Source organism: Ponticoccus sp. (in: a-proteobacteria) (genome assembly GCF_048381735.1).
Window position 1 is genome coordinate 115,768 of sequence record NZ_JBLXGL010000011.1, and the last position, 24,648, is coordinate 140,415.

Annotated in this window: 29 protein-coding genes; 15 read left to right on the forward strand and 14 right to left on the reverse strand. The window is 67.6% G+C overall.

The window, feature by feature from the left end; all coding sequences use genetic code 11:
* Positions 1 to 294 precede the first annotated feature (294 nt).
* From ACN5KJ_RS17025 to ACN5KJ_RS17035, 3 genes are read right to left on the reverse strand one after another with little or no spacing between them, the layout of a single operon-like run.
* Positions 295 to 1,677 carry a sensor histidine kinase gene (locus ACN5KJ_RS17025; protein ID WP_418595149.1) on the reverse strand — a complete coding sequence of 461 codons (1,383 nt, stop codon included), beginning with the start codon at positions 1,675 to 1,677 and terminating at the stop codon, positions 295 to 297.
* A 24-nt stretch (positions 1,678 to 1,701) separates the two neighbouring features.
* Entirely contained in the window at positions 1,702 to 3,117 is a 1,416-nt protein-coding gene (locus tag ACN5KJ_RS17030) for a dihydrolipoyl dehydrogenase family protein (RefSeq protein ID WP_418595150.1), read from the reverse strand.
* Entirely contained in the window at positions 3,117 to 3,854 is a 738-nt protein-coding gene (locus ACN5KJ_RS17035; protein ID WP_418595151.1) for a TVP38/TMEM64 family protein, read from the reverse strand. The genes ACN5KJ_RS17030 and ACN5KJ_RS17035 overlap by 1 nt, the downstream gene beginning before the upstream one ends.
* Positions 3,855 to 4,145: 291 nt before the next feature.
* Here ACN5KJ_RS17035 and rpmH point away from each other — a divergent pair, with 291 nt between their 5' ends.
* From rpmH to ACN5KJ_RS17095, 12 genes are all read left to right on the forward strand, one after another.
* The gene (gene rpmH, locus ACN5KJ_RS17040) at positions 4,146 to 4,280 is read left to right on the forward strand and encodes a 50S ribosomal protein L34 (RefSeq protein WP_050929300.1); all 135 of its coding nucleotides are present in this window, start codon (positions 4,146 to 4,148) and stop codon (positions 4,278 to 4,280) included.
* Between the two features lie 29 nt (positions 4,281 to 4,309).
* A complete protein-coding gene (gene rnpA / locus ACN5KJ_RS17045; protein ID WP_418595152.1) occupies positions 4,310 to 4,696 on the forward strand; it encodes a ribonuclease P protein component in 387 nt (128 codons plus the stop codon).
* Positions 4,693 to 4,914, forward strand: a complete 222-nt coding sequence (yidD, locus tag ACN5KJ_RS17050) for a membrane protein insertion efficiency factor YidD (RefSeq protein WP_347166694.1) — start codon at positions 4,693 to 4,695, stop codon at positions 4,912 to 4,914. The genes rnpA and yidD overlap by 4 nt, the downstream gene beginning before the upstream one ends.
* 347 nt (positions 4,915 to 5,261) lie before the next feature.
* Entirely contained in the window at positions 5,262 to 5,501 is a 240-nt protein-coding gene (locus tag ACN5KJ_RS17055; protein WP_347166692.1) for a hypothetical protein, read from the forward strand.
* A gap of 49 nt (positions 5,502 to 5,550) precedes the next feature.
* Positions 5,551 to 6,390: a tRNA 2-thiocytidine(32) synthetase TtcA gene (gene ttcA / locus ACN5KJ_RS17060; RefSeq protein WP_418595153.1), complete on the forward strand. Its 840-nt coding sequence runs from the start codon at positions 5,551 to 5,553 to the stop codon at positions 6,388 to 6,390.
* Between the two features lie 87 nt (positions 6,391 to 6,477).
* Positions 6,478 to 8,022 (forward strand): putative bifunctional diguanylate cyclase/phosphodiesterase, encoded by a 1,545-nt coding sequence (locus ACN5KJ_RS17065; RefSeq protein WP_418595154.1) that lies wholly within the window; start codon positions 6,478 to 6,480, stop codon positions 8,020 to 8,022.
* A gap of 330 nt (positions 8,023 to 8,352) precedes the next feature.
* Positions 8,353 to 10,209: a membrane protein insertase YidC gene (gene yidC, locus ACN5KJ_RS17070; protein WP_418595155.1), complete on the forward strand. Its 1,857-nt coding sequence runs from the start codon at positions 8,353 to 8,355 to the stop codon at positions 10,207 to 10,209.
* Complete coding sequence (locus tag ACN5KJ_RS17075; protein ID WP_418595156.1) at positions 10,206 to 10,949, forward strand: MOSC domain-containing protein; 744 nt, start codon at positions 10,206 to 10,208, stop codon at positions 10,947 to 10,949. The genes yidC and ACN5KJ_RS17075 overlap by 4 nt, the downstream gene beginning before the upstream one ends.
* A gap of 1 nt (position 10,950) precedes the next feature.
* Positions 10,951 to 11,601, forward strand: a complete 651-nt coding sequence (gene yihA, locus ACN5KJ_RS17080; protein WP_418595157.1) for a ribosome biogenesis GTP-binding protein YihA/YsxC — start codon at positions 10,951 to 10,953, stop codon at positions 11,599 to 11,601.
* A gap of 81 nt (positions 11,602 to 11,682) precedes the next feature.
* Positions 11,683 to 12,570, forward strand: a complete 888-nt coding sequence (argB, locus tag ACN5KJ_RS17085; RefSeq protein ID WP_418595158.1) for an acetylglutamate kinase — start codon at positions 11,683 to 11,685, stop codon at positions 12,568 to 12,570.
* Positions 12,557 to 13,216 (forward strand): ferredoxin, encoded by a 660-nt coding sequence (locus tag ACN5KJ_RS17090; RefSeq protein ID WP_418595159.1) that lies wholly within the window; start codon positions 12,557 to 12,559, stop codon positions 13,214 to 13,216. Before argB ends, ACN5KJ_RS17090 begins: the two co-directional genes overlap by 14 nt.
* Positions 13,213 to 13,701 (forward strand): SixA phosphatase family protein, encoded by a 489-nt coding sequence (locus tag ACN5KJ_RS17095; protein ID WP_418595160.1) that lies wholly within the window; start codon positions 13,213 to 13,215, stop codon positions 13,699 to 13,701. The genes ACN5KJ_RS17090 and ACN5KJ_RS17095 overlap by 4 nt, the downstream gene beginning before the upstream one ends.
* Positions 13,702 to 13,840: 139 nt before the next feature.
* On the opposite strand, the gene ACN5KJ_RS17100 is transcribed toward ACN5KJ_RS17095, so the two are convergent.
* The 7 genes from ACN5KJ_RS17100 to ACN5KJ_RS17130 form a co-directional block, all read right to left on the reverse strand.
* Positions 13,841 to 14,848, reverse strand: coding sequence for an amino acid ABC transporter substrate-binding protein (locus ACN5KJ_RS17100; protein WP_347166683.1), 1,008 nt, complete (start codon positions 14,846 to 14,848; stop codon positions 13,841 to 13,843).
* 191 nt (positions 14,849 to 15,039) lie between these two features.
* Complete coding sequence (locus tag ACN5KJ_RS17105) at positions 15,040 to 15,750, reverse strand: ATP12 family chaperone protein (protein WP_418595161.1); 711 nt, start codon at positions 15,748 to 15,750, stop codon at positions 15,040 to 15,042.
* Entirely contained in the window at positions 15,747 to 16,424 is a 678-nt protein-coding gene (locus tag ACN5KJ_RS17110) for an HAD-IA family hydrolase (protein ID WP_418595162.1), read from the reverse strand. Before ACN5KJ_RS17110 ends, ACN5KJ_RS17105 begins: the two co-directional genes overlap by 4 nt.
* Positions 16,421 to 17,476, reverse strand: a complete 1,056-nt coding sequence (locus ACN5KJ_RS17115; RefSeq protein WP_418595163.1) for an RluA family pseudouridine synthase — start codon at positions 17,474 to 17,476, stop codon at positions 16,421 to 16,423. The genes ACN5KJ_RS17110 and ACN5KJ_RS17115 overlap by 4 nt, the downstream gene beginning before the upstream one ends.
* Positions 17,473 to 17,844, reverse strand: coding sequence for a fluoride efflux transporter CrcB (gene crcB / locus ACN5KJ_RS17120; RefSeq protein WP_418595164.1), 372 nt, complete (start codon positions 17,842 to 17,844; stop codon positions 17,473 to 17,475). Before crcB ends, ACN5KJ_RS17115 begins: the two co-directional genes overlap by 4 nt.
* A gap of 223 nt (positions 17,845 to 18,067) precedes the next feature.
* On the reverse strand, positions 18,068 to 19,387 hold the full coding sequence (locus ACN5KJ_RS17125; RefSeq protein WP_418595165.1) for a replication-associated recombination protein A: 1,320 nt from the start codon (positions 19,385 to 19,387) through the stop codon (positions 18,068 to 18,070).
* A 3-nt stretch (positions 19,388 to 19,390) separates the two neighbouring features.
* Positions 19,391 to 20,764, reverse strand: coding sequence for a trypsin-like peptidase domain-containing protein (locus ACN5KJ_RS17130; protein WP_418595166.1), 1,374 nt, complete (start codon positions 20,762 to 20,764; stop codon positions 19,391 to 19,393).
* A 143-nt stretch (positions 20,765 to 20,907) separates the two neighbouring features.
* Here ACN5KJ_RS17130 and ACN5KJ_RS17135 point away from each other — a divergent pair, with 143 nt between their 5' ends.
* The 3 genes from ACN5KJ_RS17135 (at position 20,908) to ACN5KJ_RS17145 (ending at position 22,050) form a co-directional block, all read left to right on the forward strand.
* Complete coding sequence (locus ACN5KJ_RS17135) at positions 20,908 to 21,108, forward strand: hypothetical protein (RefSeq protein WP_023851028.1); 201 nt, start codon at positions 20,908 to 20,910, stop codon at positions 21,106 to 21,108.
* A gap of 13 nt (positions 21,109 to 21,121) precedes the next feature.
* Positions 21,122 to 21,577 carry a host attachment family protein gene (locus tag ACN5KJ_RS17140; RefSeq protein WP_418595167.1) on the forward strand — a complete coding sequence of 152 codons (456 nt, stop codon included), beginning with the start codon at positions 21,122 to 21,124 and terminating at the stop codon, positions 21,575 to 21,577.
* A gap of 152 nt (positions 21,578 to 21,729) precedes the next feature.
* Positions 21,730 to 22,050, forward strand: a complete 321-nt coding sequence (locus ACN5KJ_RS17145) for a DUF4174 domain-containing protein (RefSeq protein ID WP_418595168.1) — start codon at positions 21,730 to 21,732, stop codon at positions 22,048 to 22,050.
* A gap of 76 nt (positions 22,051 to 22,126) precedes the next feature.
* Here ACN5KJ_RS17145 and rplQ read toward each other — a convergent pair whose 3' ends face one another.
* The 4 genes from rplQ to rpsM form a co-directional block, all read right to left on the reverse strand.
* A complete protein-coding gene (gene rplQ / locus ACN5KJ_RS17150; RefSeq protein ID WP_023851025.1) occupies positions 22,127 to 22,546 on the reverse strand; it encodes a 50S ribosomal protein L17 in 420 nt (139 codons plus the stop codon).
* Positions 22,547 to 22,687: 141 nt separating this feature from the next.
* Entirely contained in the window at positions 22,688 to 23,704 is a 1,017-nt protein-coding gene (locus ACN5KJ_RS17155; RefSeq protein WP_418595169.1) for a DNA-directed RNA polymerase subunit alpha, read from the reverse strand.
* Positions 23,705 to 23,822: 118 nt separating this feature from the next.
* Positions 23,823 to 24,218 (reverse strand): 30S ribosomal protein S11, encoded by a 396-nt coding sequence (gene rpsK / locus ACN5KJ_RS17160; protein ID WP_023851023.1) that lies wholly within the window; start codon positions 24,216 to 24,218, stop codon positions 23,823 to 23,825.
* A 15-nt stretch (positions 24,219 to 24,233) separates the two neighbouring features.
* Positions 24,234 to 24,602: a 30S ribosomal protein S13 gene (rpsM, locus tag ACN5KJ_RS17165; RefSeq protein ID WP_347166673.1), complete on the reverse strand. Its 369-nt coding sequence runs from the start codon at positions 24,600 to 24,602 to the stop codon at positions 24,234 to 24,236.
* Between the last annotated feature and the right edge of the window lie 46 nt (positions 24,603 to 24,648).

The window sequence follows — 24,648 nt, forward strand, 5'->3', positions numbered from 1 at the left end:
TGCATCTACAGACCGCACCGGGGCAATGCAAGGGGGCCAAGCCGACTTTTTTCGGATCGACCGATTTTTTCCGACACGACGCCCCCTGACTCTTCCGGCAGGGCCTCACCTGCCCCCTGTGCCAGTGCCGATCTCCGGGTGCCATCCAATGCCGCGCCCGGCGCCCGGCAAATGCCCTGCATCCGGCGACAGGCCCTCATCCGCCGCGCGACGCCACCGGGCCTCTGCTGTATCCGGCCCCTGCCCGGCGTCGCGCGCCACGGGCCCGCGCCGCCACCGAAAGGCAGGGGCCCCCTATCCCGCCGGGGCCATCGGCAGGCGAATCTCGAAACAGGTGCCCGAGGCGTCGGTCCGTACCAGCCGCACCGTGCCGCCATGGCCGCGCATCAGCTCGGCCACGATGGCCAGCCCAAGACCCGAACCGCCCTTGCGCGCCCCGCCGGTGAAGGCCTGGAACAGGTGGTCGCGCGCCTTGGGGGGCAGCCCGGGGCCGGTATCCTCGACCGTGATCACCCAGTCGTGATCCTCGGACCGCGCCGCCACCCTGATCTCGCCGGGCTGGCCCGTCGCCACGATGGCCTGCCGCGCATTGCGGACAAGGTTGGACACCGCCCGGTAGATCTGTTCCGGGTCGCCGCGCACCATCAGCCCCGCCGGAATATCCTCGGAGAGGCTGACATCGTGCTCGCCGATCGCCAGCCGCTCGGCTTCCAGCACCTCGCTGGTCAGCGCGGCGAGGTTGAACAGCGTCAGCGTCGGAGAGGGCTCCTCGGCCCGCCCGAAGGCCAGCGTGCTTTCGCAAAGCGACACGGCCCGGGTGATCGAGTTCACCAGCTTGGGCGCCAGACGCCGCACCGCCGGATCCTCGGACAACTCGATCCGGTCGGTAAACAGCTGCGCCGAGGTCAGGATATTGCGCAGGTCGTGGCTGACGCGGGCCACCGCCCCGCCAAGCTGCGCCAGCCGCTCTTTCTGCTTCAGCGCCTGCGTCAGCTGGGTCTGAAGCGAATACAGGGCATCCTCGGCCTCGCGCAGCTCGCGCACCTTGGCCTGTGGCGCGATGATGCGGTGGGCGTCCTCGGGCGCCTCGGCATAGCGCCGCATATGGCCCACGACGCCCTTGATGGGCTTCACCAGCAGCACCCGCACGGCCATGAACAACAAGAGCGCCGTGATGATCGAGATCACCGCCGAGAGGATCAGGATGCGCAGCCCGTATTCGATCATCGCCGCCCGCAACGGCCCCGAATCCATCGTCACCTCGATCAGCTGCCCCGCCTCGCGCGAGGGGCTGCCGATCACCCGGATCACCTCTGGCTCGCGTTTGACCAGCCGCATCATGGCGTCGCGCATCAACGTCCAGCCGGTCGTCTCGCGCAGGTCGAAATCGGCGGTGACCATGCTGGGCAGTTCCGACGACAGCACCAGTTCGCGCACGTCGTCGCGCCGCAGCACCACGTTGTAGACGTCGGCATTGTCCAGCAGCTCTGCCTCCAGCTCGGCGCTGAGCATGTCGTCCGCCAGAAGCGCCAGCGAGGCGATCTGCGCCCGCTCCAGACGCGCCAGCAGGTAATCCTCGCGGAAGCGCGCGACCGAGGGCACGAAGATCAGCACCTCGGCCAGCATCACGAAGAGCACCGTCAGGATCAGCAATCGACCGGAAAGCGAGTTCATCATAGGGGTTTGATCTATTCCGTCCGGTCAGGGAAGCCAGTTCTGCACAAGGCGCACCACCCGCTTCACAAGGTCGCTTTCGAAGAGTTTCGGTGAGAAATAGGCACCGGCGGCGCGCTTGTTAACCTCTGCGATGGTGGGATAGGGCGCGACCATGGCGGAAATCGCGCTCATCTTCAGGCCGTTGGCGATGGCCAGCGACCACAGCGCGATCAGCTCTCCGGCCTGCGTGCCGACGATGGTGGCGCCGACGGGCCTGCCGCGCACAACCATGACCTTGATGAAACCCGCCCTTCGGCGCTCGGCGATGGCACGGTCGTTTTCCCCGATGTCGAATCGGGCGACGGTCAGGCGGCTGCCGTGCTCTGCGCGCGCCTCGGCCTCTGTCAGGCCGACCTGCGCCAGTTCCGGCGCGGTGTAGGTGGTGCGCGGGATATGGGCGGTCTTTGCCCTGGCCGGCAGGCCCAGCACCGCAGAGCGCACGACGATGCCCGCGTGATAGCCCGCGAGATGGGTGAACTGCATGCCCCCCGCCGCATCGCCGATGGCATAGACCCGGCGATTCGTGGTCTTCAGGCTGTCATCGACCCTGATGCCCGTCGGAGTGGTTTCGATCCCCGCCTTGTCCAGGTCGAGGCCATCCATGTTTACGCGCCGCCCCACCGCGACCAGCAGGTGGGACCCGGTGCAGGACCGGCCATCCCCGAGGCTGACCGTGACGCCGCCCTCGGCAGAGACGGCTTCGACCTTTGCGCCCTCGACGATCTCGACCCCTTCGGCGCGCAGCTGCGCCAGCACCACGGCGGCGGCCTCCGGGTCTTCCCTGCCCAGGGCGCGCGCGCCTTCCAGCACCGTCACGCGGGACCCCAGCCGCCGGTGCGCCTGCGCCATCTCGATCCCGATGGGACCGCCGCCGATGATCAGCAGGTGATCGGGCCGCGCGCGCAGGTCCCAGAGCGATTCGTTGGTCAGGTAGGGCACCCTCTCCAGCCCCGGGACCGGCGGCACCGCCGGGGAAGAGCCGGTCGCGATGACGATCCGCCGCGCGGTGATTCGGTAGGGCCCGGCCTCCACCGCGCGGTCCGAGACAAAGCGCCCGTAGTGGCGGATCACCCGCACGCCCAGCCCTTCGAAGCGGTCCTGACTGTCGACCGGCGCGATGGTCTCGATCACGCCCCGCACGTGGCCCATGGCGGCGGCGTAATCCACCTGCGGCTCGGCATGCGCGATACCGAACGCCGCCGCATGTCTCATGCCATGCGCCGCCTTGCCCGCCGCGATCAGCGCCTTGGAGGGAACGCAACCGTGGTTCAGGCAGTCGCCGCCCATCTCTGCGCCCTCCAGCAGGACGACCCGCGCGCCCATCTGCACGGCCCCCGCCGCAACCGACAACCCGCCGGACCCGGCGCCGAGGACCAGAACATCCGTGTCGATCCGTTCCATCAGAGACCCTCCCTGCCGCGCATTGCCTTCACCACGATCGGCAGCGCCGCCAGCGCCGCCAGCCCGAGAATCGGGCCGATCACATGCGGCGCCCAGAGCAGCGACAGATCCGGGCTTTCGCCCCGGTCGAAGACCTCGCCCAGCCCGACACCGATAGAGGTAAAGACCAGCGCGCCGGGAATGATTCCCACCGCCGTCGTCCACAGGAAGTTGCGGAAGGACACGCCGACCAGCGCGGGCAGCAGGTTGGCGACGAAGAAGGGCACCACCGGCACCAGCCGCAGGACCAGCAGCACATTGACCTCATTGTCGCGCAACCCGTCCTTGACGCGCTTCAGCGTGCCCTCCGAGGTCTCCAGCCGCTGCGCCACCGTCCGGCCCAGCCCGGCGCGGGCGGCGAGGAAGATCAGGACGGCGCCGATGGTGGCGGCGGCAACGTTCAGCGCCGTGCCCGCCCAGAGCCCGAAGAGAAAGCCGCCGGTGACCGAGGCGACGGCGGCGCCGGGCAGCGAAAAGGCCACGATGGCCACGTAGGCCAGTGCAAAACCCAGCGCCATCAGCAGGAAATGCGCGTCGCGGAAGGCCGTCAGCGCCTCGCGGTTGGCGCGCAGCGTCTCGAAGGTCAGGGTATCGCGCAGAAGGAGGAACCCCAGGCCCGCCACCAGCAGGATCGCCGCCAGCGGCAGGTGCCGCGTCCATCGGCGGGTCGGTGTATCGGGCGCGCTCATGCTGCTCATCTCTGCCTCTTGTCCATGGGGTTGTGCCATGAAACATGACCCGCGCCCCATGGCGGAAACAGGCTCTTCACGGGTGCTTGAACGCATCGCCGCAATCGGTGAGGATTCGCGGCGTCGCCGTCGGCTTCCTGTAACATTCCGGCTGTGTGACACCGGCGCCTGAAACACGCCCGCAGGGCGAAACAGGTATTTGACAAGCGCATGACGCTTCCCTATAGGCAGGGCTTCGAATGACCCTGGCAGGCGAGTCACCCTGGTGATCCTTGCCGCCAATGTATCGGAGTAGCCGCGATGAAACGCACTTTTCAGCCGTCGAACCTCGTTCGCAAGCGCCGCCACGGGTTCCGTGCGCGCATGGCAACCAAGGCTGGCCGCAAGATCCTGAACGCACGCCGCGCGCGTGGCCGCAAGGTTCTCAGCGCCTGAACCGATTCCCCTTGGGGACGGAGCCTGACATGACGAAAGAAGCCGCCCGGATTGATGTCGTGGCGGCTCTTTTGCCGTTGGAGCGGTTGCGCAAGCGCCCGGATTTCCTGCGCGCCGCCCGCGCGCGGCGGGTGCCCTGCCCGGCCTTCCTGCTGCAAGCCCGTGAACGCGCGCCCGACGAGGCCGCGCAGGCGATTCGCGTGGGCTTTACCTGTTCCAAGAAGGTCGGAAATGCCGTCGCCCGCAACCGGGCCAAGCGGCGCCTGCGCGAAATCGCGCGGCTGACCCTGCCCGACCATGGCCGCGCGGGATGGGACTACGTTCTGATCGGCCGCCCCGGCGAAACCGGCCAGCGCGACTTCGCCGCCATGCTGGACGATCTGCAGCGCGCGCTGCACAAGCTGCACGGCGCATGAGCCCGCTGGCGCATATCGTCGCCCTGCCCGTCCGGGCCTACCGCCTTCTCCTCAGCCCATGGGTCGGCCACGGCTGCCGGTTCCACCCCACCTGCTCGGCCTATGCGCTTGAGGCGCTGGAAAAGCACGGCGCCTTTCGCGGCGGCTGGCTGACCCTTCGGCGGCTGGCGCGCTGCCACCCATGGGGCGGTTCGGGCATCGACAACGTGCCCGATTGAACACGCCGGCGGGTCGATTTCCGCCAGCCACGCTATTGTCGCAACAAAAATATCGCTTTTTCGCGCATGTGCGGCTAAGCAATCCCCGGACCCACGCAGCACACAAGGGAGGTCTTACCATGATGATTCGACAACTCCCCGCAGCAGCGGCGTCCTTCGAAGCGACCTGGGGCAACGGCTTCCGCCGAACCGTCCAGGGCTAAACCGCTTCGCGCCCGGTCCGTGAGCCTCACGGACCTTTCTCCAAACCGAACCATCGATCCGTCCGCCCGGGGAAGCCCTGCGTCCGGTCGATTCCCATCCGATCCACAACAGGAGTCCGGCTGCCGTCGCGCGCCGGGACATATATGTTCAACGATAACCTTCTGCCCCGTCCCCTGCCGGACACCAGCATCGAATCCACCATCGCGCAGCACGGCGCGCTGCGAGTGCTGACCGCTTCCCTCATCGCGCTGTTCCATACGCCGACGCTGCGGCCCCCGCCCACCGATGTCGACGCGCTGGACGACCATATCCGGCGTGACGTCGGGCTGCCGCCGCGGCGGGCCGCCGACCCGCGCCTGCCGCTTTCGCCCTTCCGTTACTGAAGGCGCGTTAGCACTTGCCCAGACTGTGGCGGGGCCGTATCCCCGCCACATGCTGGACGATGCCGACGAGATACACCCGCTCTTTCACGGGGCGCCCAAGACCACCGAGTTCAAGAAGCTCCGCAAGCGGCTTGTGCAGAACGTGCGCGAGGCGGTGGACCAGTACGGCATGGTCGAACCGGGCGATACGCCGCCGAAGTGGCTGGTCTGCCTGTCGGGCGGCAAGGACAGCTATACGCTGCTTGCGATCCTGCACGAGCTGCAGTGGCGCGGCCTGCTGCCGGTAGAGATCCTTGCCTGCAACCTCGACCAGGGTCAGCCGGGCTTTCCGGCGACCGTCCTGCCCGAGTTCCTCGAACGCATGAAGGTGCCGCACCGGATCGAGTATCAGGACACCTATTCCATCGTCATGGACAAGGTCCCGCAGGGCCGCACCTTCTGCGCGCTGTGTTCGCGGCTGCGGCGCGGCAATCTTTACCGCATCGCCCGGGAAGAGGGCTGTTCGGCGGTCGTGTTGGGCCATCACCGCGACGACATCCTCGAAACCTTCTTCATGAATCTCTTCCACGGCGGGCGTCTGGCCACCATGCCGCCCAAACTGGTTAACGAAGAAGGCGATCTGTTCGTCTATCGCCCCCTCGCCCATGTGGCCGAGGCGGATTGCGAGAAATTCGCGACGGCGATGAATTACCCGATCATTCCCTGCGACCTCTGCGGCAGCCAGGACGGGCTGCAACGGCAGCAGGTCAAACAGATTCTCGACGGCTGGGAGAAGAACAGCCCCGGTCGGCGGCAGGTCATGTTCAAGGCCCTGATGAACATCCGCCCCTCGCATATGCTGGACCCCAAGCTGTTCGATTTCGTCGGGCTGATGCGCGACAGCGGTTAACCCTGGAACCGAGAATGCGGCGCCGCCGTTAATCAACGGGTTACCGCTTGGGCCTACTGTCCTGACCTGCAAGGGAAAGGACGCATCATGACGGTTCGGCAATGGTCCAGGTTCTCCGCGCTTCGGGCGCCGGTCCAGCGCGCGCTGCATGGCCCGCATGTCCTCGCCTTCATTCCCGCCCTTGCCCTCGCGGCCTTCTGGATCGGGGGCGAGGCACTGCTTGTCGCCGCCGCGCTGGGGGCGCCCCTACTCTACATGATCGCCGGGGGCGCCCCGCCCCCCGCGCAGGGCAGCATGGCCGCGGGACCGGGCGATATCGTCAACACGATCACCGCCACCAACCTTGCGCAGGCCGCGGTGGAAAGCGCCCGCGACGCGACCTTGACGACCGCCTGCCTGCTGGTCGAGGTCGACGGCCTCACCGAAATCGGACAGCGCGCCGGGGAAAACGCCGCCGACGCCTTTCGCGACCTGACCCTGTCGCGGCTGCGCAATGCCCTGCGCCGCGACGACACCGCCGTGCGCATGGGCGACGCGCGCTACTTGGTCCTGCTTGCGCCCTCGCTTCGGCTGGACCTCGAGGCGCTGCTGCACCTGTCGACCCGCATCCAGAACGCGCTGGAGGAACCGGCCCCGATAGACAACGCGATGCGCTACCTCGCCGCCTCCATCGGCTTTTGCGGCAGCGCCCGGCTGAAGGAGGCGGCGACCGGCAAGCAGATGCTGGAGGCCGCCCAGATCGCCCTGACCGAGGCCATCGCCAACGGCCCCTCTGCCATCCGGTCGTGGTCCGAGAACATGCGCAGCGCCCACAAGCAGCAGAAAAGCCTGCAGTCCGAGATCCAGCGCGCCCTGTCCAATGGCCAGATCCAGCCCTGGTACCAGCCGCAGATCTGCACCTCGACGGGCCGCATCAGCGGGGTCGAGGCGCTGGCCCGCTGGATACACCCGGAACGCGGCATCGTGCCGCCCGCGCAGTTCCTCCGCGTGCTGGCAGAGTCCGGCAAGATGCAACAGCTGAGCGAGGTGATCCTTCAACACGCCCTGACCGCCCTGCGCAGCTGGGACCAGGCGGGTCTGGACGTGCCCCGCGTCAGCGTCAATTTCGCCGATGCCGAGCTGCGCGACCCCAAGCTGGTGCAGCGCATCCAGTGGGAGCTTGACCGCTTCGGCCTGACGGCGCAGCGGCTTGGGATCGAGGTGCTGGAAACCGTCATCGCGGCCTCGCCAGAGGGCATCGTGGCCCGCAACATCGTCGAACTGGGCAAGATCGGCTGCCAGATCGATCTCGACGACTTCGGCACCGGCCATGCCTCGATCACCTCGCTGCGCCGCTTCACCGTGCACCGGCTGAAGATCGACCGCAGCTTTGTCACCCGCGTCGACCGCGACGAGGATCAGCAAAGGATGCTGGCCGCGGTGCTGGGCATGGCCGACCGGCTGGGGCTGGAAACGCTGGCCGAGGGCGTCGAAAGCGTGGGCGAACATGCCCTGCTGGCGCAACTGGGCTGCGACCACGTGCAGGGCTTCGGCATTGCCAGACCGATGCGCGCCGACCAGATGGTCGACTGGGCGCAGGAGCATGCCGCCCGCATCGCCGGGGCGCAGAAACTGGGCCGCAGCACCGGCTAGACACGGCCCATCGGCCCGTCCCCGCCTCGCAGCTGCGCTTCGCAGGCCCATCGCCCGGCCCGCCCCGGCTCGCCCTCCAGAGCTGCGCCCGGCCGGCTTGCCCCCGAACCACACCAGAAACGCATCGCGCCGGTCGCGAAAGCGCGCGATCCGGCCAGCCGGGCCCGCTGAAAACGCGGCTTCGCGGCATCACAATTGCCGGAAACCCTCCGCAACCAAGCGCCGCACCCCCACCGGCAGCGGGGATTCCCCTTGACCTTTCGGGCCGGGACCGTTTGAACCCAGCGGTGACTTTCGAACAGGTATGAACGGGAAAAGGCGACCGCCCACATGGACGAACAGAACAAGAATCTGCTGCTCGCAACAGGTCTGAGCGCCCTGGTGATCCTCGCCTGGTTCCTCCTCTTTCCGCCACCCGAGCCGGTAGAGGACCCCAACGCCCCCGTCGCCACGGAAACCGACGGCCCCGCCGCCATCGACGGCGTCGCCCAGGCCCCCACCGTGGCGCCCGGCGCCGAAGGCACGCAGGCCCCGGCCCAGCAATCCGTCGACACGGTCGAAGCGCCGCGCCTGCCGCTGGACACGCCGCGCGTCGAAGGCTCCATCTCGCTCACCGGCGGGCGCATCGACGACCTGCGCCTGAAGGACTACCGCGTCACCAACGACGACGACTCGCCGATCGTTCAGATGCTGGACCCGCTGGGCGACCCGAACCCCTATTACGCGCTTTACGGCTGGGCCCCCGGCGCGGGGCTGACGCCCGCCGACGTGCCCGGCGCCAACACCGAATGGACCGTGGAAAGCGGCGAGACGCTGACCGTGGACAGCCCGGTCACGCTGATCTGGGAAAGCCCCGCCGGCCTGACCTTCCGCCGTACCCTGGCCATCGACGAGAACTTCATGTTCACCATCACGCAGGCGGTCGAGAACACCGGCGGCGATGCCGTCTCTCTGGCGCCCTACGGCATCATCGCCCGCCATGGCGAACCCGACGACATGAAGAACTTCTTCATCCTGCACGAAGGCGCGATGCAGATGTCGGACGGCATTCTTGAGCTGACCAAGTACAAGAACATGCCCGACCTCGACGTGGTGCAGTCCGAGGGCGCGCAGGCCGTGGTCGAGCGGGTCGAAGAGACCGGCTGGGTCGGCTTCACCGATCACTACTGGATGACCACCCTGATCCCCGCCAGCGGCACCCCCTTCAAGTCGGTGGCCAAATACGACGCCCGCCGCGACATCTACCAGGCCGAGGCCGTGCTGCCCACGATGCAGCTGGCGGCAGGTGAACAGCAATCCGTCACCACCCAGCTTTTCGCGGGCGCGAAAGAATGGGAAACCATCCGAGAGTACCAGAAGGCCGGGATCGACCGCTTCCTCGATTCCATCGACTGGGGCTGGTTCTTCTTCCTGACCAAGCCGATCTTCGCGGTCCTGCACTGGCTGAACGCGGCCATCGGCAACATGGGCCTTGCGATCATCGCGCTGACCCTGCTGCTGAAGGCGATCCTCTTCCCGCTGGCCTACAAGTCCTACGCCTCCATGGCGAAGATGAAGGAACTCCAGCCGGAGATGGAGAAAATCAAGGAGCGCACCGGCGGCGATCGTGAGAAGCTGCAGCGCGAGATGATGGGCCTCTACAAGAAGGAAAAGGTGAACCCCGCCGCGGGCTGTCTGCCGATCCTTCTGCAGATCCCGATCTTCTTCAGCCTCTACAAGGTGATCTTCGTCACGCTGGAACTGCGGCACGCGCCCTTCTTCGGGCCGTTCCAGGACCTCAGCGCGCCGGATCCGACCTCTATCTTCAACCTCTTCGGCCTGCTGCCCTGGGCCTCGCCGGATCCGCAAAGCTTCATGGCGCTGATCTTCATCGGCATCCTGCCGCTGCTCTTGGGCATCTCGATGTGGCTGCAACAGAAACTGAACCCGGCGCCCACCGATCCGACGCAACAGATGATCTTTGCATGGATGCCCTGGGTCTTCATGTTCATGCTGGGCAGCTTCGCATCGGGTCTTGTGGTCTACTGGATCGCGAACAACCTGATCACCTTCACCCAGCAGTACCTGATCATGCGCCAGCACGGCTACAAGCCGGACCTCCTGGGCAACATCAAGTCCAGCTTCAAGAAGAAGGCGAAGGACGACGGCAAGGCTGCCAATTCGACCTCCAAGCCGGGAAGCAAATGACAGGCCGGCTTGACCAGATCTGGCGTTTCCCCATCAAGAGCCACGGACGCGAGTCCGTGGCTTCTGCCTTGCTGGAACCGGGCCAGACGCTGCCCTGGGACCGGCTGTGGGCAGTGGCCCACGACGCGACGGATGCCGATGGCTCGCACTGGGTCGGCTGCCGGAACTTCTCGATCGGCTCCAAGGCTCCGGCGCTTGCGGCGATCACCGCCCGCACCGACGAGGCGGCGGGCACCGTCACCCTGTCGCATCCCGACCGCGACGACCTGACCCTGAACCCCGATACAGAGGGCCAGAGGCTGATCGACTGGGCCGGCGGCTTCATCCCGGCCAGCCGCGCGCAATCCGTGCGGGTGGTGCGCGGTGCGCAGCGCGGTTTCACCGACAGCGATTTCGCCTCGATCACGCTGGGCAACCTGTCCTCGCACCGCGCCGTGGAGCAGCGCATCGGACATGCGCTGTCGATCCACCGCTGGCGCTGCAACCTGTGGGTCGAGAACCTTGCCCCCTGGGAAGAATTCGACTGGCTGGACCGCGAGATCCGCGTCGGCCCGACCGTCCTGAAAATCCGCGAGCGCACCGACCGCTGCCTTGCCACTCATAACAACCCCGAAACCGGGGCGCGCGATGCCAATGTGCTTTCCGCGCTCGACACCTGGGGGCACCGCGACTTCACCGTCCGGGCCGAGGTGATCGAGGGCGGGCGCATCGCCCCCGGCGACCCCGTGGAGCGCCTGTAACATGCAACTGCCCTTCCCCCTTGCCGAAGAACCCGAAGAGGCCGAGCGCGAAGCCGCCCGCAAGCTCTTTGCCGGAGAGGTCGATTTCCTCAAGGGCGTCGTCGCCATGGACGGCCTGCCCCCCGACGACCGCGCCGAGGTCTGCTTTGCCGGGCGCTCGAACGTCGGGAAATCCAGCCTGATCAATGCGCTGACCGGGCGAAAGGGGATTGCGCGCGCGTCCAACACGCCGGGCCGCACGCAGGAAATCAACTATTTCACACTGGGTGACGAACGCTTTCTGGTCGACCTGCCCGGCTATGGCTTTGCCAATGCGCCGGTCGCCGTGGTGGCCAAGTGGCAGGCGCTGCTGAAGGCCTATCTGGCGGGCCGGGTCGGCCTGCGCCGGGCCTTCGTGCTGATCGACATGCGCCACGGCATCAAGGCGGTTGACGAGGAAATCCTGACCCTGCTCGACAAGTCCGCCGTGACCTTCCAGGTGGTGTTGACCAAGGCCGACAAGGTCCACCCCAGGGACCGCGAGAAGGTTCTGGCGCAGGTCCGCGAGAAGCTGGCCAAACACCCGGCCGCCTACCCGGAGCTGGTGCTGACGAGTTCGGAGAAGGGCGAAGGGCTTGCGACCCTGCGGGCCATCATCGCCGGGCTGACCTGACCGGCCCCTCTAGAAATCCCGGACGGCGCGGGGCATTGTCCCCGCAACCGAACGGGGAACGACCGGATGAGACCGCGCAATATGAACAAAGACTGGAAAGCCACCGCGAGGACGCTGTCAGAGGCCCTGCCCTACCTGCAACGCTACTCGGGTGCCGTGGTGGTGGTGAAATTCGGCGGCAACGCCATGGGCGATGCCGATGCCATGGCCGAGTTCGCCCGCGACATCGTGCTGATGCGGCAGGTCGGCGTGAACCCGGTGGTGGTGCACGGCGGTGGGCCGATGATCAACGAGATGCTGGGCAAGCTGGGCATCGAATCGGAATTCGTGCGCGGCAAGCGCGTGACCGATCAGGCCACCGTCGAGGTGGTCGAGATGGTGCTGACCGGCCTCGTGAACAAACGCATCGTGCAGGCGATCATGGACGAGGGCGGGCGCGCCGTGGGCCTGTCCGGCAAGGACGACGACCTGATGGTCTGCGAGGCGGACGACCCGGAACTGGGCTTCGTCGGGCGCCCCATAGAGATGAACGTGCAGGTGCTGCGTGACCTCTTCGCCGCGGGAATCATCCCCGTGGTGGCCCCGGTGGCCACCGGCATGGACCCGCTGGAAACCTTCAACGTCAACGGCGACACCGCGGCGGGCGCCATCGCGGGCGCGCTGAAGGCGGACCGGCTGCTGCTGCTGACCGACGTGGCGGGCGTGAAGGACGGCAGCGGCGAGGTGGTGACCGAACTGGTGCCCGACGACATCCGCAAGCTGACCGCCGAGGGCGTGATCGCGGGCGGCATGATCCCCAAGACCGAAACCGCCCTGAAGGCGCTGGAGGAAGGCGTGCGGGCCGTGGTCATCGTCGATGGCCGCGTGTCGAACGCCTGCCTGCTGGAACTCTTCACGGAACATGGCTCTGGTTCGATGATTCGGCAGCCGGACCTGCCCTCGCTGACCGCGCGGCGTGACGCTGACTGATCTGTCCGGGGCCGCGCGCGGGCGCGGCCTTGCCCTGCGCGGCGCCTTCCATCCCGAGGCGGCGGACAGGGCGCCCGAGGGCACCGGCACCATCGTCATGATCGGCCCGGACGAGCCTCGCTTCTGGCCGCTCTTCACCGCCGCGCCGGAATACCGCGACGGCGCGCCGGACCCGCTGGACCGCTGGTCGCGGCGGGTGATCGACGCGCTGGCGCAAGAGGTCGGCGCCACCGCGCTCTACCCCTCTGACGGGCCGCCCTATGCGCCCTTCATCCGCTGGGCCGAGCGCACGGGCACGGCCTGGCCCTCGCCGGTCGGCCCCCTTGTGCAGGCCGAGGCCGGGCTGTTCATCAGCTACCGTGCGGCGCTGGCCCTGCCCGCCCGCCTGCCCCTGTCCGACGCCCCGGCACAGCCCTGCCCCCGCTGCGCGCGCCCCTGCGAAACCGCCTGCCCGGTCGGCGCCCTGTCGCCCGATCACCCCTACGACGTGCCGCGCTGCAAGGCCCATATCGCCAGCGACGCGGGCAAGGCCTGCCGCGCGGGCTGCCTTGTGCGGCGCGCCTGCCCGGTGGCCGTGGATTTCGCCCGGCTGCCCGAGCAGTCGGCTTTCCACCAATCCGCCTTCATGCGAAACTGGCGCCCATGAAACGCCTGATCCTGATGCGCCATGCCAAGTCCGACTGGAAGACCGGACAAGAGGACCACGACCGCCCGCTGAACGCGCGGGGCCGGCGCGCCGCCACCGTGCTTGGCGACTGGCTGCGCCAGAACGGCCAACTGCCCGACGCGGTGCTGTCGTCCTCGGCCATGCGCACGCGGGAAACGCTGGACCGGCTGCAGATCAAGGCGCAGGCCACCTTCGACCCGACGCTGTATCTGGCCGACTCCTCGGTTCTGGAATCCGTTCTGAAAGGCGCAACCGGCGAGCGCGTTCTGATGCTTGGCCACAACCCCGGCATCGGGGATTTCGCCGCGGAACTGATGGAACGCCCGGTCGATCACCCGCGCTTTCACGCCTATCCGACCGGCGCCACGCTGATCGCGGATTTCGACATCGACCACTGGCCAGAGCTGCATCTGGGCACCGGGCGGCTTGTCGATTTCATCGTGCCCCGGGACCTGACGGACTAAGCCACGCGCCGCCGCCCGCGCCCTGCGGCACTGGCCCCGTGCCTTGACCGGTCCGCGAACAGCCGCATAGCCCTATCTGTCGGAGCCCACGCCACGACCTGATGCGTCCGAAGGAAGTCTGCGCGGTAAGCCCAGGCCCTCAGCGGAACGGCGGGGAATACAGCAGCCCGCCTTCCGTCCATTGCAGGTTCAGCCCGCGCGACAGGCCGATCGGGGTCTTCTCGCCGATATGCTTGGCGAACAGCTCGCCGTAGTTGCCGCCCGCCTTGATCGCCCGCGCGGCCCAGTCGGCATCCAGCCCCAGCATGTCGCCCAGCCGCCCGGTGGTGCCCAGCAGGCGGTCGATCTCGGGGTTGTTGGTGCCCTGCATCAGCTCGTCGATATTGGCCGAGGTCACGCCCAGCTCTTCGGCAGAGATCAGCGCGTTCAGCACCCAGCGCACGATATCGGCCCAGCGGTCGTCACCGTGGCGGACCACCGGCCCCAGCGGCTCTTTCGAGATGATGTCCTGCAACAGCACGTGGTCGCCGGGTGTCTCGAAGGTGGCGCGAATCGCGGCCAGTTGCGAGGCGTCCGAGGTATAGACGTCGCATTCGCCGCTCAGGTACTTGGCCTGCGCCTCTGCGGTGGTCGCCACCGCAACCGGTTCCACGCTCATGCCGAGGCGGGTGAAATACTCGCGCATGTTCAGCGCCGAGGTGGTCTCGGAATGGACGCAGATCGACTTGCCCGCCAGTTCGGTGGCAGAGCTGACGCCCAGCGACTTCGGCACCATGAAGCCCTGGCCGTCATAGTAGACGATCCCGGCGAAATTCACCTGAAACTCGACGTCGGTGGCAAAGCTCCAGGTGGTGTTGCGCGACAAGACGTCGACGTCGCCGCCGTTCAGCAGCGTAAAGCGCGACCGCGGGGTGGTTTCCACGAAAGTCACCGCCTGCGGATCGCCCAGCACCGCCGCCGCGACGGCACGGCAGAAACCGACGTCGAAGCCGGTCCAGTTGCCCGCATCGTCCCGAGAGGCGAATCCGGCCAGGCCGGCGTTCACGCCACAGTTCAGCGTCTCGCGGGATTTGACCTCGTCTAGGGTCGTGGCTCCGGCCGCCTGGGCGGCCAGGAAGAGGGCGAGGAAAGCAGGGGTCTTCAGCATCAACCTTCTCTATTCCGGCGTTCTGGCGGCTTGGGCGGCCCCGGGGCCTGGGGCAACCGGACATTGAACGGGGCATCCTGCCCCGCCTGGTCGCCGCCTCCCGACGTGTCGGCAGTGTGGGCGGATTCCTGCTGAGGCGTCAAGCGCAGAGCCCGCCCGGGCAGTCATTTATCCGTATCGAATACGGCAGTTCAAGCCGTTGAGAGCGTGTGAAAATGCGCCGCATGCAGGAATTCGGCGCGCTTGAGAGCGGCAGCCTCGGCGGCCTCTTCATCCACCCCCCACTGCTCTTCCTGCCAGCTCTCGTCAAGGCGCGAGAGATCCCAGGCCTCGGCCGGGCTGCGGGCGCCGTGGATCACCGCCAGCGCCAACACCAAGGAACCCGAGATCGCCACGAGGTCGTGGAAGGCCGCAAGGGCAAAGGGCGGCTGGGCCTGCACCTCGCGCGCAAGCCGGTCCAGCGCGGCGGTGTCCTGCGCCGCGTGCATGACCCCGGCCCGGGGGGCAAGGCGGGCGCCGAACATCTCGTCGGCCCAGACAAGCAGCGGATCCCAGCGCTCGGCCTGGCGGGCCACCAGCTCGTCCGGCGCCTCTGCCCGGTAGCACAGCAGGTCGCTGTCGCCGTAGGCCGCCAGCATCTCGGCCACGGCAGCGCGCTGCGGCAGCACCTTGTCGAGCGCCGAATTGGCCATGCGCGTGAACGGCATGGTGCCCGGGTCAATCATTTCTTCCTGCGCCTGCCATTCCTCGGCAATGGCGCGGGCCAGCGCCTCTGTCGGGACCGCAAGCGCGGTCTTCGCCGGGGTCTTGATGCCGCGACCGTCCAGGGTGACGGTCCAGCCCTCCCCCTCGGGTTTCACGTCTGCCTCTTTCCAGAAGCGTTTCGGGGCCCATTCGCTCATGCCGTGGCTCCTGCAAAGGCGTCGATGGCGCGGCCCAGGGCCTCGGAGTCGGCAACGAGGGCGCTTGCCGCCGTCAGCGCCTCGGGCCGGTGATAGCCCCAGGTCACTCCGATGGCGCGGACCCCGGCGGCACGCGCCATGTCCATGTCGTAGCTGGTATCGCCGATCATGACGGCATCGGCGGCCTCGACCCCCGCCTCCATCAGCGCGGTGAAGATCATCGACGGGTGGGGCTTGGACGGATGATCGTCCGCCACCTGCGTCGTCACGAAACGTTTCGCCAGCCCGTGCCCGTCCAGCAGCGCCGTCAGCCCGCGCCGCGACTTGCCCGTCGCGATGCCCAGAAGCAGGTCGTCGCGCTGCGACAGCCGGTCCAGCAGCGCCGGGATGCCGGGAAACAGCGGAGAGGCCTCGGGCCCGCCGACCACCCGCCGGCCAAGGTAGGCGTCCTTGTAGGCCTCGACCATGCGAGCGGTTTCCGCCGGATCGGCATCGTCGGGCCGCAAGCGGGCGATGGCCACGGGCAAAGACAGCCCGACGATGCCAAGCACCGCCTCGCGCGAGGGCCGCGCCAGCCCTTCAGAGGCGAAGGCCGCCCCCATCGAGGCCAGGATATCCGCCTGGCTGTCGACCAGCGTGCCGTCGACGTCGAAGATCACCAGTTTCAGCGTCATCTCAGCTTCTCGAACGGGTCTTCGTCGGCATAATCCTCTTCCCATCCCAGCGTCTGCCAGCTGTCGGCCATGTGCTGCGGCAGCGGCGCGTGGATCGTCACCGGCTTGCGGGTCACCGGGTGCAGAAAGGCCATGGTGCGGGCGTGCAGGTGCAGCTTGCGCGAGATCACCCCGCCCAGCTGTGCGCCCCAGCCGTCGCCAAGGTTTTCCTGCCCCGAGCCGCCGTACTTGCCGTCACCGATGATCGGATGGCCGATCTCTGCCATATGCGCGCGCAGCTGGTGGGTGCGGCCGGTCACCGGCTCCATCGCCACCCATGCGGCGCGGCTGGCGACGCGGTAGAGCGTGGCATAAAGCGTATGGGCGCGCTTGGCGCCGGGGGTGGTTTCGATCTCGGCGGGATGGATGGCGCGCATCTTTTCGCCCTCGCCGCCCCTGCCGTGACCCGGCGCCTTGACCAGCCCGTACTTGATTTCGCCAAGGTAGGGGGTGGGCACACCGGCGACGAGCGCCCAGTAAATCTTGCGCGTCTCGCGGTGGCGGATCGCCTCGGTCAGGCCCTTGGCCACGGCGCGGCTGCGCGCCAGCAGCAACACGCCGGAGGTATCCTTGTCCAGCCGGTGCACGAGGCGCGGTTTCTCGTCCATGCCGAAGGTCAGCGCCTCGGACAGCCCGTCGACGTGACGGGTCTGGCCGCTGCCGCCCTGCGTGGCAAGGCCCGGGGGCTTGTTCAGCGCGATGACGTTGTCGTCCTTCCACAGGACGGCGGCGCGCATCATCTCGGCATCGGCGTCGGTCACCGCGACCGAGGACTTGGGCTTGGCCTGCGCGACCACCTGCCCCGGTTCAGGCAGCGGCGGGATGCGCACCTGCTGGCCGATCTCCAGCCGGGTCGAGGCCTTGGCCCGGGCACCGTCGACGCGGATCTCGCCCTTGCGGCACATCTTTTCGATGCGCCCCTGCGCCAGTTGCGGGAAGAGGCGCTTGAGCCAGCGGTCGAGGCGCTGGTCGCCGTCTCCCGGCCCCACGGTCACGGTCTGTACGCGGCTCATGTCAGTCCCCTTGCAAGGCTCATGCCTGCGAATAATGCGGCGATGGAGGCCAGGACCGAAACCGCGACGTAACCCGCCGCGGCGCCGGTCTGGCCGCGTTCGTAAAGCGTGACCACGTCCAGAGAGAAGGCCGAGAAGGTGGTGAAGCCCCCCAGCACGCCGGTCATCAGCAGGGGCGCCCAGCGGTTGCCGCCGAGATGCGCCAGCAGCACGACAAGCGCGCCCATGGCGAAGGATCCGACGACGTTCACCGTCAATGTGCCCCAGGGAAAACCCTTGCCCATCAGGCGCGCCATCGCGACCCCGGTCATATACCGGGCCGAGGCGCCAAGCGCGCCTCCGATTGCGACTTGCAGGACGGGTGTCATGGCGCGCGTGTCGCTTGTGGCGGGGAAGATGTCAAGATTGGGCGGGTCGTGCAGCGGGGGCCGGGCCTGCGGCGGGTCGTGGCGGCGGGCCGGGGCGGAGGACACGAGGGTCCGGGACACGAGGCACGGGGCGGCGGCGGAGGGCGGCGGCGGCGGCAGGGGGCGCTGCCCCCCGGCCTGCGGCCTCCCCCCGGGATATTTCCGGACAGAAGAAACCGGGGGGTCAGGTCTTTTGTCTCTGGGTGCGGAGTTTGGCGAAGTAGTCGACGCGTTTGCGCATGTCGCGTTCGAAGCCGCGATCGACCGGGTCGTAGAAGGTCTCGCGCCGCATCTCCTCGGGGAAGTAGTCCTGCCCGGAGAAGCCGTCTTCGGCGTCGTGGTCGTAGGCGTAGCCCGCGCCGTAGCCCTGATCCTTCATCAGCCGGGTCGGCGCGTTCAGGATGTGTTTCGGCGGGCGCAGGGAACCGGTCTTCTTCGCCGCCGCCCGCGCCGCCTTGTAGGCCACGTAGACGGCGTTCGATTTCGGCGCCAGCGCGATGTAGACCAGCGCCTGCGCCAGCGCCAGTTCGCCCTCGGGCGAGCCGAGGCGTTCATAGGTGTTCCAGGCATCCAGGCAATGGGTCTGGGCCTGCGGGTCGGCGAGGCCGATGTCCTCGACCGCCATGCGGGTGATGCGGCGGGCGAGGAAGCGCGGGTCCTCGCCCGCCTCCAGCATGCGGGCAAACCAGTAGAGCGCCGCGTCCGGGTCGGAACCGCGCACCGATTTGTGCAGCGCCGAGATCAGGTTGTAGTGCCCGTCGCCGGATTTGTCGTATTGCGCCGCGCGCTTCATCAGCCGGGTGCGCAGGGCGGCGGTGTCGAGCGGGTCGGCGACCCGCCACGACATCACCTGCTCCACGAGGTTCAGAAGCGCGCGCCCGTCGCCATCGGCCATTTCCAGCAGCGCCGCACGGGCGCCCTCGTCCAGCGGCAGCGGGCGCCCCAGCTCCTGCTCGGCGCGTTGGACCAGGCGTTCGAGGTCGGCCTCGGAGAGCCGTTCCAGAACCAGCACCTGCGCGCGCGACAGCACGGCGGCGTTCAGTTCGAACGAGGGGTTTTCCGTGGTGGCGCCCACCAGCAGGATCGTCCCGTCCTCCATATGCGGCAGGAAACTGTCCTGCTGCGCCTTGTTGAAGCGGTGGATCTCGTCGACGAAGAGCAGCGTCCCCTGCCCGTTCGCGCGGCGCATCCTGGCCGCCTCGAAGACCTTGCGCAGTTCCGGCACGCCCGAGAAGATCGCGCTGATCTGGACGAAATGCAGGTCGGTGGCATCCGCCAGCAGGCGTGCGATGGTGGTCTTGCCGACGCCCGGCGGGCCCCAGAAGACGATGGAGCCCAGCGAGCCCGAGGCCAGCATCACCCCCAGCGGCGCATCGGGGCCCAGCACCTGCTGCTGGCCGATGACCTCGGCCAGCGCCTGCGGGCGCAGACGGTCCGCCAGCGGACGGGGGGCGGATTTCGCGGGCGGCGGGGCGGGCGTGCCGGTGTCGAAGAGATCGGCCAAGGCTCAGACCCGGAAGCGCAGCAGCAGGCGCCGGCGGCCGCGCTCTGCCTCTATGGCGACACGGGGGCCGGCCCGGCGCAGGGCGCGGTCGACATCGGCGGGTGCCTCGATCGCGGTGCCGTTGATGCTGCGCAGGATGTCCCCTTCGCGCAGGCCCGCCCGGGTGCCCCAGGGGCCGGGATCGGTGACCAGCACGCCCTCGGCATCCATCGGAAGGCCGTAGTCCGCCGCCACCGCCGGGTTCACCCGGGACAGCGCCAGCCCCGGCAGCACCGCATCCTCGCCAAGGCTGACGGCGGCGCGGGGGGGCACCTCTGGCGGGGCGATCATGGCGACCTCGGCCTCGTGTTCCTCGCCGCCCGAGGCATAGGTCACGCGCGCCATGTGGCCCACTCCGCGGATCGACATGCGAAACAGCATCTCTGGCGGCGTGTTCACCGGCTGGCCGTCCACCGCCAGCACCACGTCGCCCACCCGCAGACCGGCCTTGGCGAAGGGGCTTTCCGGGTGCAGATCGGCGATGACCACGCCGCCTGGCAGGCGCAGGCCAAGGCTGCCCGACAGATCCGCGTCCACCGGCTGGCCGGTCAGCCCGGCCCAGGGGCGCTGAAAGCGGGTCTCTCCGGCCTTGGCCTGATCGACGAACTGCGCGACCAGCGCCGAGGGGATGGCGAAGCCGATGCCGTTGGAGCCGCCCGAGCGGGTCAGGATCGAGGTATTCACCCCCACGAGGTGCCCCGTCACGTCCAGCAGCGCGCCGCCCGAGTTGCCGGGGTTGATCGCCGCGTCGGTCTGGATGAAGTAACCGCGCGCATTGCCCGTCGCCGTGCCCGAGCGTGCCAGCCCCGACACAATCCCCGAGGTCACGGTCTGCCCGACGCCGAAAGGGTTGCCGATGGCAAGCACCAGTTCGCCGACCTCGACGGTATCGCTGTCGCGCAGCGGCAGGAAGGGCATGTCAGCGGCGTCCTCGAGCTTCAGGATCGCAAGGTCCGATTCCTCGTCGCCCAGCAGCACCTCTGCCGCATATTCGCGCCGGTCGTTCAGCACCACGCGGATCTCGGTCGCCTGACCCACCACGTGGTAATTCGACACCACGATCCCGTCGGCGGACAGGATCACCCCGGACCCCAGAGAGTTCGGCACCCGGGGCCGGGACTGGAACTCGTTGAAGAAGTTATTGAAAAAGGGATCGTCCGCGAAGGGGCTGCGGGTCTGCACCACCCGGCTGGCGTAGATATTGACGACGGCGGGCGCCGCCTCTTTCACCAGCGGTACGAAGCTCAGCTGCACCTCGGCCTGCGATTGCGGCACGCGGGTCTCTGCCGCGGCGGGCAGAGCAAGCAGGACAAGCAGGCAGGCCGTCAGAATGCGCATGGGGTCCCCCTTGGTGACATGCGTTCTGATATGCCCGCCGGGGCCGCGCCTTTCAAGCCGCAGGCGGAACGACAGGCGGAACGGCCAGCGGCCTCGCGCGTTGATCCTGACAGAAACGAACGCACAGCGTCAGGAGGCATCAGATGGCAGAGCGCCACAGATCGCAGGACGGTCGCCAAGAGACAAAGGCCTATACCGACCCTGAAAAGACACCCGCGCAGCAGGGCCGCGCCGATGGCGGCGTGGAACGGCAGGTCGGAACGCGCGACCTGAAGAAACGCGCGGAACAGGACCGGCCCGGCGTGACCCGGGTTCGAAAATCCGAAGAAAAATCAGGATCGTAAGGAGGATCAGGCCATGGTGGAACTGAAGCAGGGAACCTGGGTGGTGGTGACGGACAGCGAAAAGGCGCTGTTCCTGCGCAACCTGACCGACCACGACGACCCCAACCTCGACGTTTTCGACGAAGAGGAGCAGGAGAACCCCTCGGACCGCGCGCAATCGGCCAACCGGCCCGGGCGCATGAACGACACCGGCGTGCGGCAGCGGTCTGCCCTCGACGACACCGACTGGCATGAGCTGGCGAAAGAGCGCTTTGCGGCGGATCTTGCCGACCACCTCTATGCCGAGGCGCACAAGGGGGCCTTCGACCGGCTGGTGCTGGTGGCCTCGCCCAGGGTTCTGGGCGACCTGCGCGAGGCGCTGCACAAGGAGGTCTCTGACAAGATCATCGCCGAGGTGCCGAAGACGCTGACCAACCACCCGGTCGCCAAGATCGAGAGCCTTGTGAAAAAGGAGCTGGATGCGGCGTGACGGCCCTTCGACGGGCATCACGGGCGGTGGTGGGCCGGGCTCGACCGAGGGCGTGCCTGCTGCCCGCCCTCGCCTGCGCCACCGCGCTGGCCACCGGCCCGGCCATGTCTGACGATGGCCTGCTTCGGCAACTGGATGCGGAAGGCGGCGCCTTGGACGCTCTGAAATGGCGGGCGCGCCCGGTGCTGGTCTTTGCAGACGACCCGGCGAATGCCGCCTACCGTGCACAGCTGGCCCTGCTTCGGAAGGCCCGCGCCGGGCTGGAAGAACGCGACATCACCGTGTTCAGCGATGCGGACCCCGGATCTAGTGAGGCACCGCGCGCGCAGCTGAAGGTCGAGGGTTTCACCCTTGTCCTGATCGGCAAGGACGGCGGTGTCAAGCTGCGCGCCGACAGCCCGGTCGCGCCCGAGGATCTTTTCCGCACCATCGACCGGATGCCGATGCGGCAGCGAGAAATGTCCGGCGAATAGACTGGCAGCCGCGAAACGAAAAAGGCCCCCGACCGGATGGCGGGGGCCTTTCTGCTGGGGCGATGGCCCCGAAGTCTTATTCGTCGGCGTCTTCGTAGGCGGCCAGGCGGGCCTTGTCGGCAGCGCCCTTGGCGTCGGTGTCGCGGTCGACCAGTTCGATGATCGCCATGGGCGCCATGTCACCGTAGCGGAAGCCGGCCTTCAGGACGCGGCAGTAGCCGCCCTGACGCTCGGCGTAGCGCGGGCCGAGGATTTCGAACAGCTTGGCAACGTGCATGTCCTGCTTCAGCTGCGATGCGGCCTGACGGCGTGCGTGCAGGTCGCCGCGCTTGCCCAGCGTGATCAGCTTGTCGATGACGCGCTTGAGTTCCTTGGCCTTCGGCAGCGTGGTCTTGATCTGCTCGTGCTCGATCAGCGAGCCCGCCATGTTCGCCCACAGGGCCTTGCGGTGCTCGTGGGTGCGGTTCAGGCGGCGATAGCCTTTTGCGTGACGCATGTGTCTTTCTCCAATGGGTGCCCTCTACGGGCGGTTTTGCTTTGTCAGTCCGGCGATGCGTGTCACCGGCTCTCCTTGGGGCGGATGCCCGGGACGAGGCGTTGCCGCCTCGCCGTGGGGTGGGTTTTCAACCCACCTGTCTCAGAACGAGTCTTCCAGCTTCTTGGCCAGGTCCTCGATGTTGTCCGGCGGCCAGTCCTCGACGTCCATGCCAAGGTGCAGACCCATGCCCGACAGCACTTCCTTGATCTCGTTCAAGGACTTGCGGCCGAAGTTCGGGGTGCGCAGCATCTCTGCTTCGGTCTTCTGGATCAGGTCGCCGATGTAGACGATGTTGTCGTTCTTCAGGCAGTTTGCCGAACGGACCGAGAGCTCCAGCTCGTCGACCTTCTTCAGCAGCAGCGGGTTGAACTCCAGACCGTCGTCGTCGTCGTGACGCTGGGCCGATTCCGGCTCGTCGAAGTTGACGAAGATCGACAGCTGATCCTGCAGGATGCGCGCGGCGAAGGCCACGGCGTCCTCGGGGGTGATCGAGCCGTCGGTGTCGATCTTCATGGTCAGCTTGTCGTAGTCCAGCACCTGGCCCTCGCGGGTGGGCTGCACATCGTAGGCGACCTTCTTCACCGGCGAGTAGATCGCGTCGATCGGGATCAGGCCGATCGGGGCGTCTTCGGGCTTGTTCTTGTCAGCCGAGACATAGCCCTTGCCGAGGTTCACGGTGAATTCCATGTAGACCTCTGCGCCCTCGTCCACATGACAGATCACGTGATCGCGGTTCAGGACCTCGATGCCATTGGTTTCCGAGATGTCACCGGCGGTGACGACGCCCGGGCCCTTGGCGGACACGGACAGGCGCTTCGGCCCTTCGACTTCCATCCGCAGCGAGACCTGCTTGAGGTTCAGGATGATGTCGGTCACGTCCTCGCGGACACCGTCCACCGAGGAGAACTCGTGCAGGACGTTGTCGATCTGCACAGAGGTGATGGCCGCGCCCTGAAGCGAGGACAGCAGCACGCGGCGCAGCGCGTTGCCGAGTGTCAGACCGAAGCCGCGCTCCAGCGGTTCGGCGATGACAGTGGCCTGCCGGGACGGGTCGGCGCCGGGCTTGATCTCCAGCTGTGTCGGCTTGATCAATTCGGCCCAGTTCTTGTGGATCATGCAATTCCCTCCATACCAGCCCGTCCCCCATGTCCGATAGGGACAGACGCCCGAGGTTTCGAAACGACGGAACGAGGCAGGGCAACAGGGCCCCGCCTCGTCCGGTAATCAGGTGCGATCAGACGCGGCGGCGCTTCGGCGGGCGGCAGCCGTTGTGTGCGATCGGCGTCACGTCGCGGATGGACGTGATGTTGAAGCCGACGGCAGCCAGCGCGCGCAGCGCCGATTCGCGGCCCGAACCGGGGCCCTGCACTTCGACTTCCAGCGTCTTCACGCCGTGATCCTGGGCTTTCTTGCCCGCGTCTTCCGCAGCCAGCTGGGCGGCGTAGGGCGTCGACTTGCGCGAGCCCTTGAAGCCCATGGTGCCGGCGGACGACCACGAGATCGCGTTGCCCTGCACGTCCGAGATCAGGATCTTGGTGTTGTTGAAGGTCGAGTTCACGTGAGCAACGCCAGCGGCGATGTTCTTGGAGACCTTTTTCTTGCCGCCAGCGCGGCGAGTATCGCGTGCCATAGGTCGAACCCTCCCTTACTTCTTCTTGCCGGCAATGGCCTTCGCGGGGCCTTTGCGCGTGCGAGCATTGGTGTGCGTGCGCTGACCGCGCACGGGCAGGTTGCGACGATGACGCAGGCCGCGGTAGCAGCCAAGGTCCATCAGGCGCTTGATGTTCATCTGGGTGTCGCGGCGCAGGTCGCCTTCGACGGTCAGGTTGGCGTCGATGTATTCACGCACCTGCAGGACTTCGCTGTCCGACAGTTCGTTGACGCGACGCGCGGCGTCGATCTTGGTGGCTTCGCAGATTTCCTTTGCGACCGCCGGACCGATGCCGTGGATGTAGGTAAGCGCAATCACGACGCGCTTGTTGGTCGGGATGTTGACGCCGGCAATACGTGCCAAGTCTCTGTTCCTTTCGTTGCGAGCCCGTCACTCCAGGCCCTTTTTT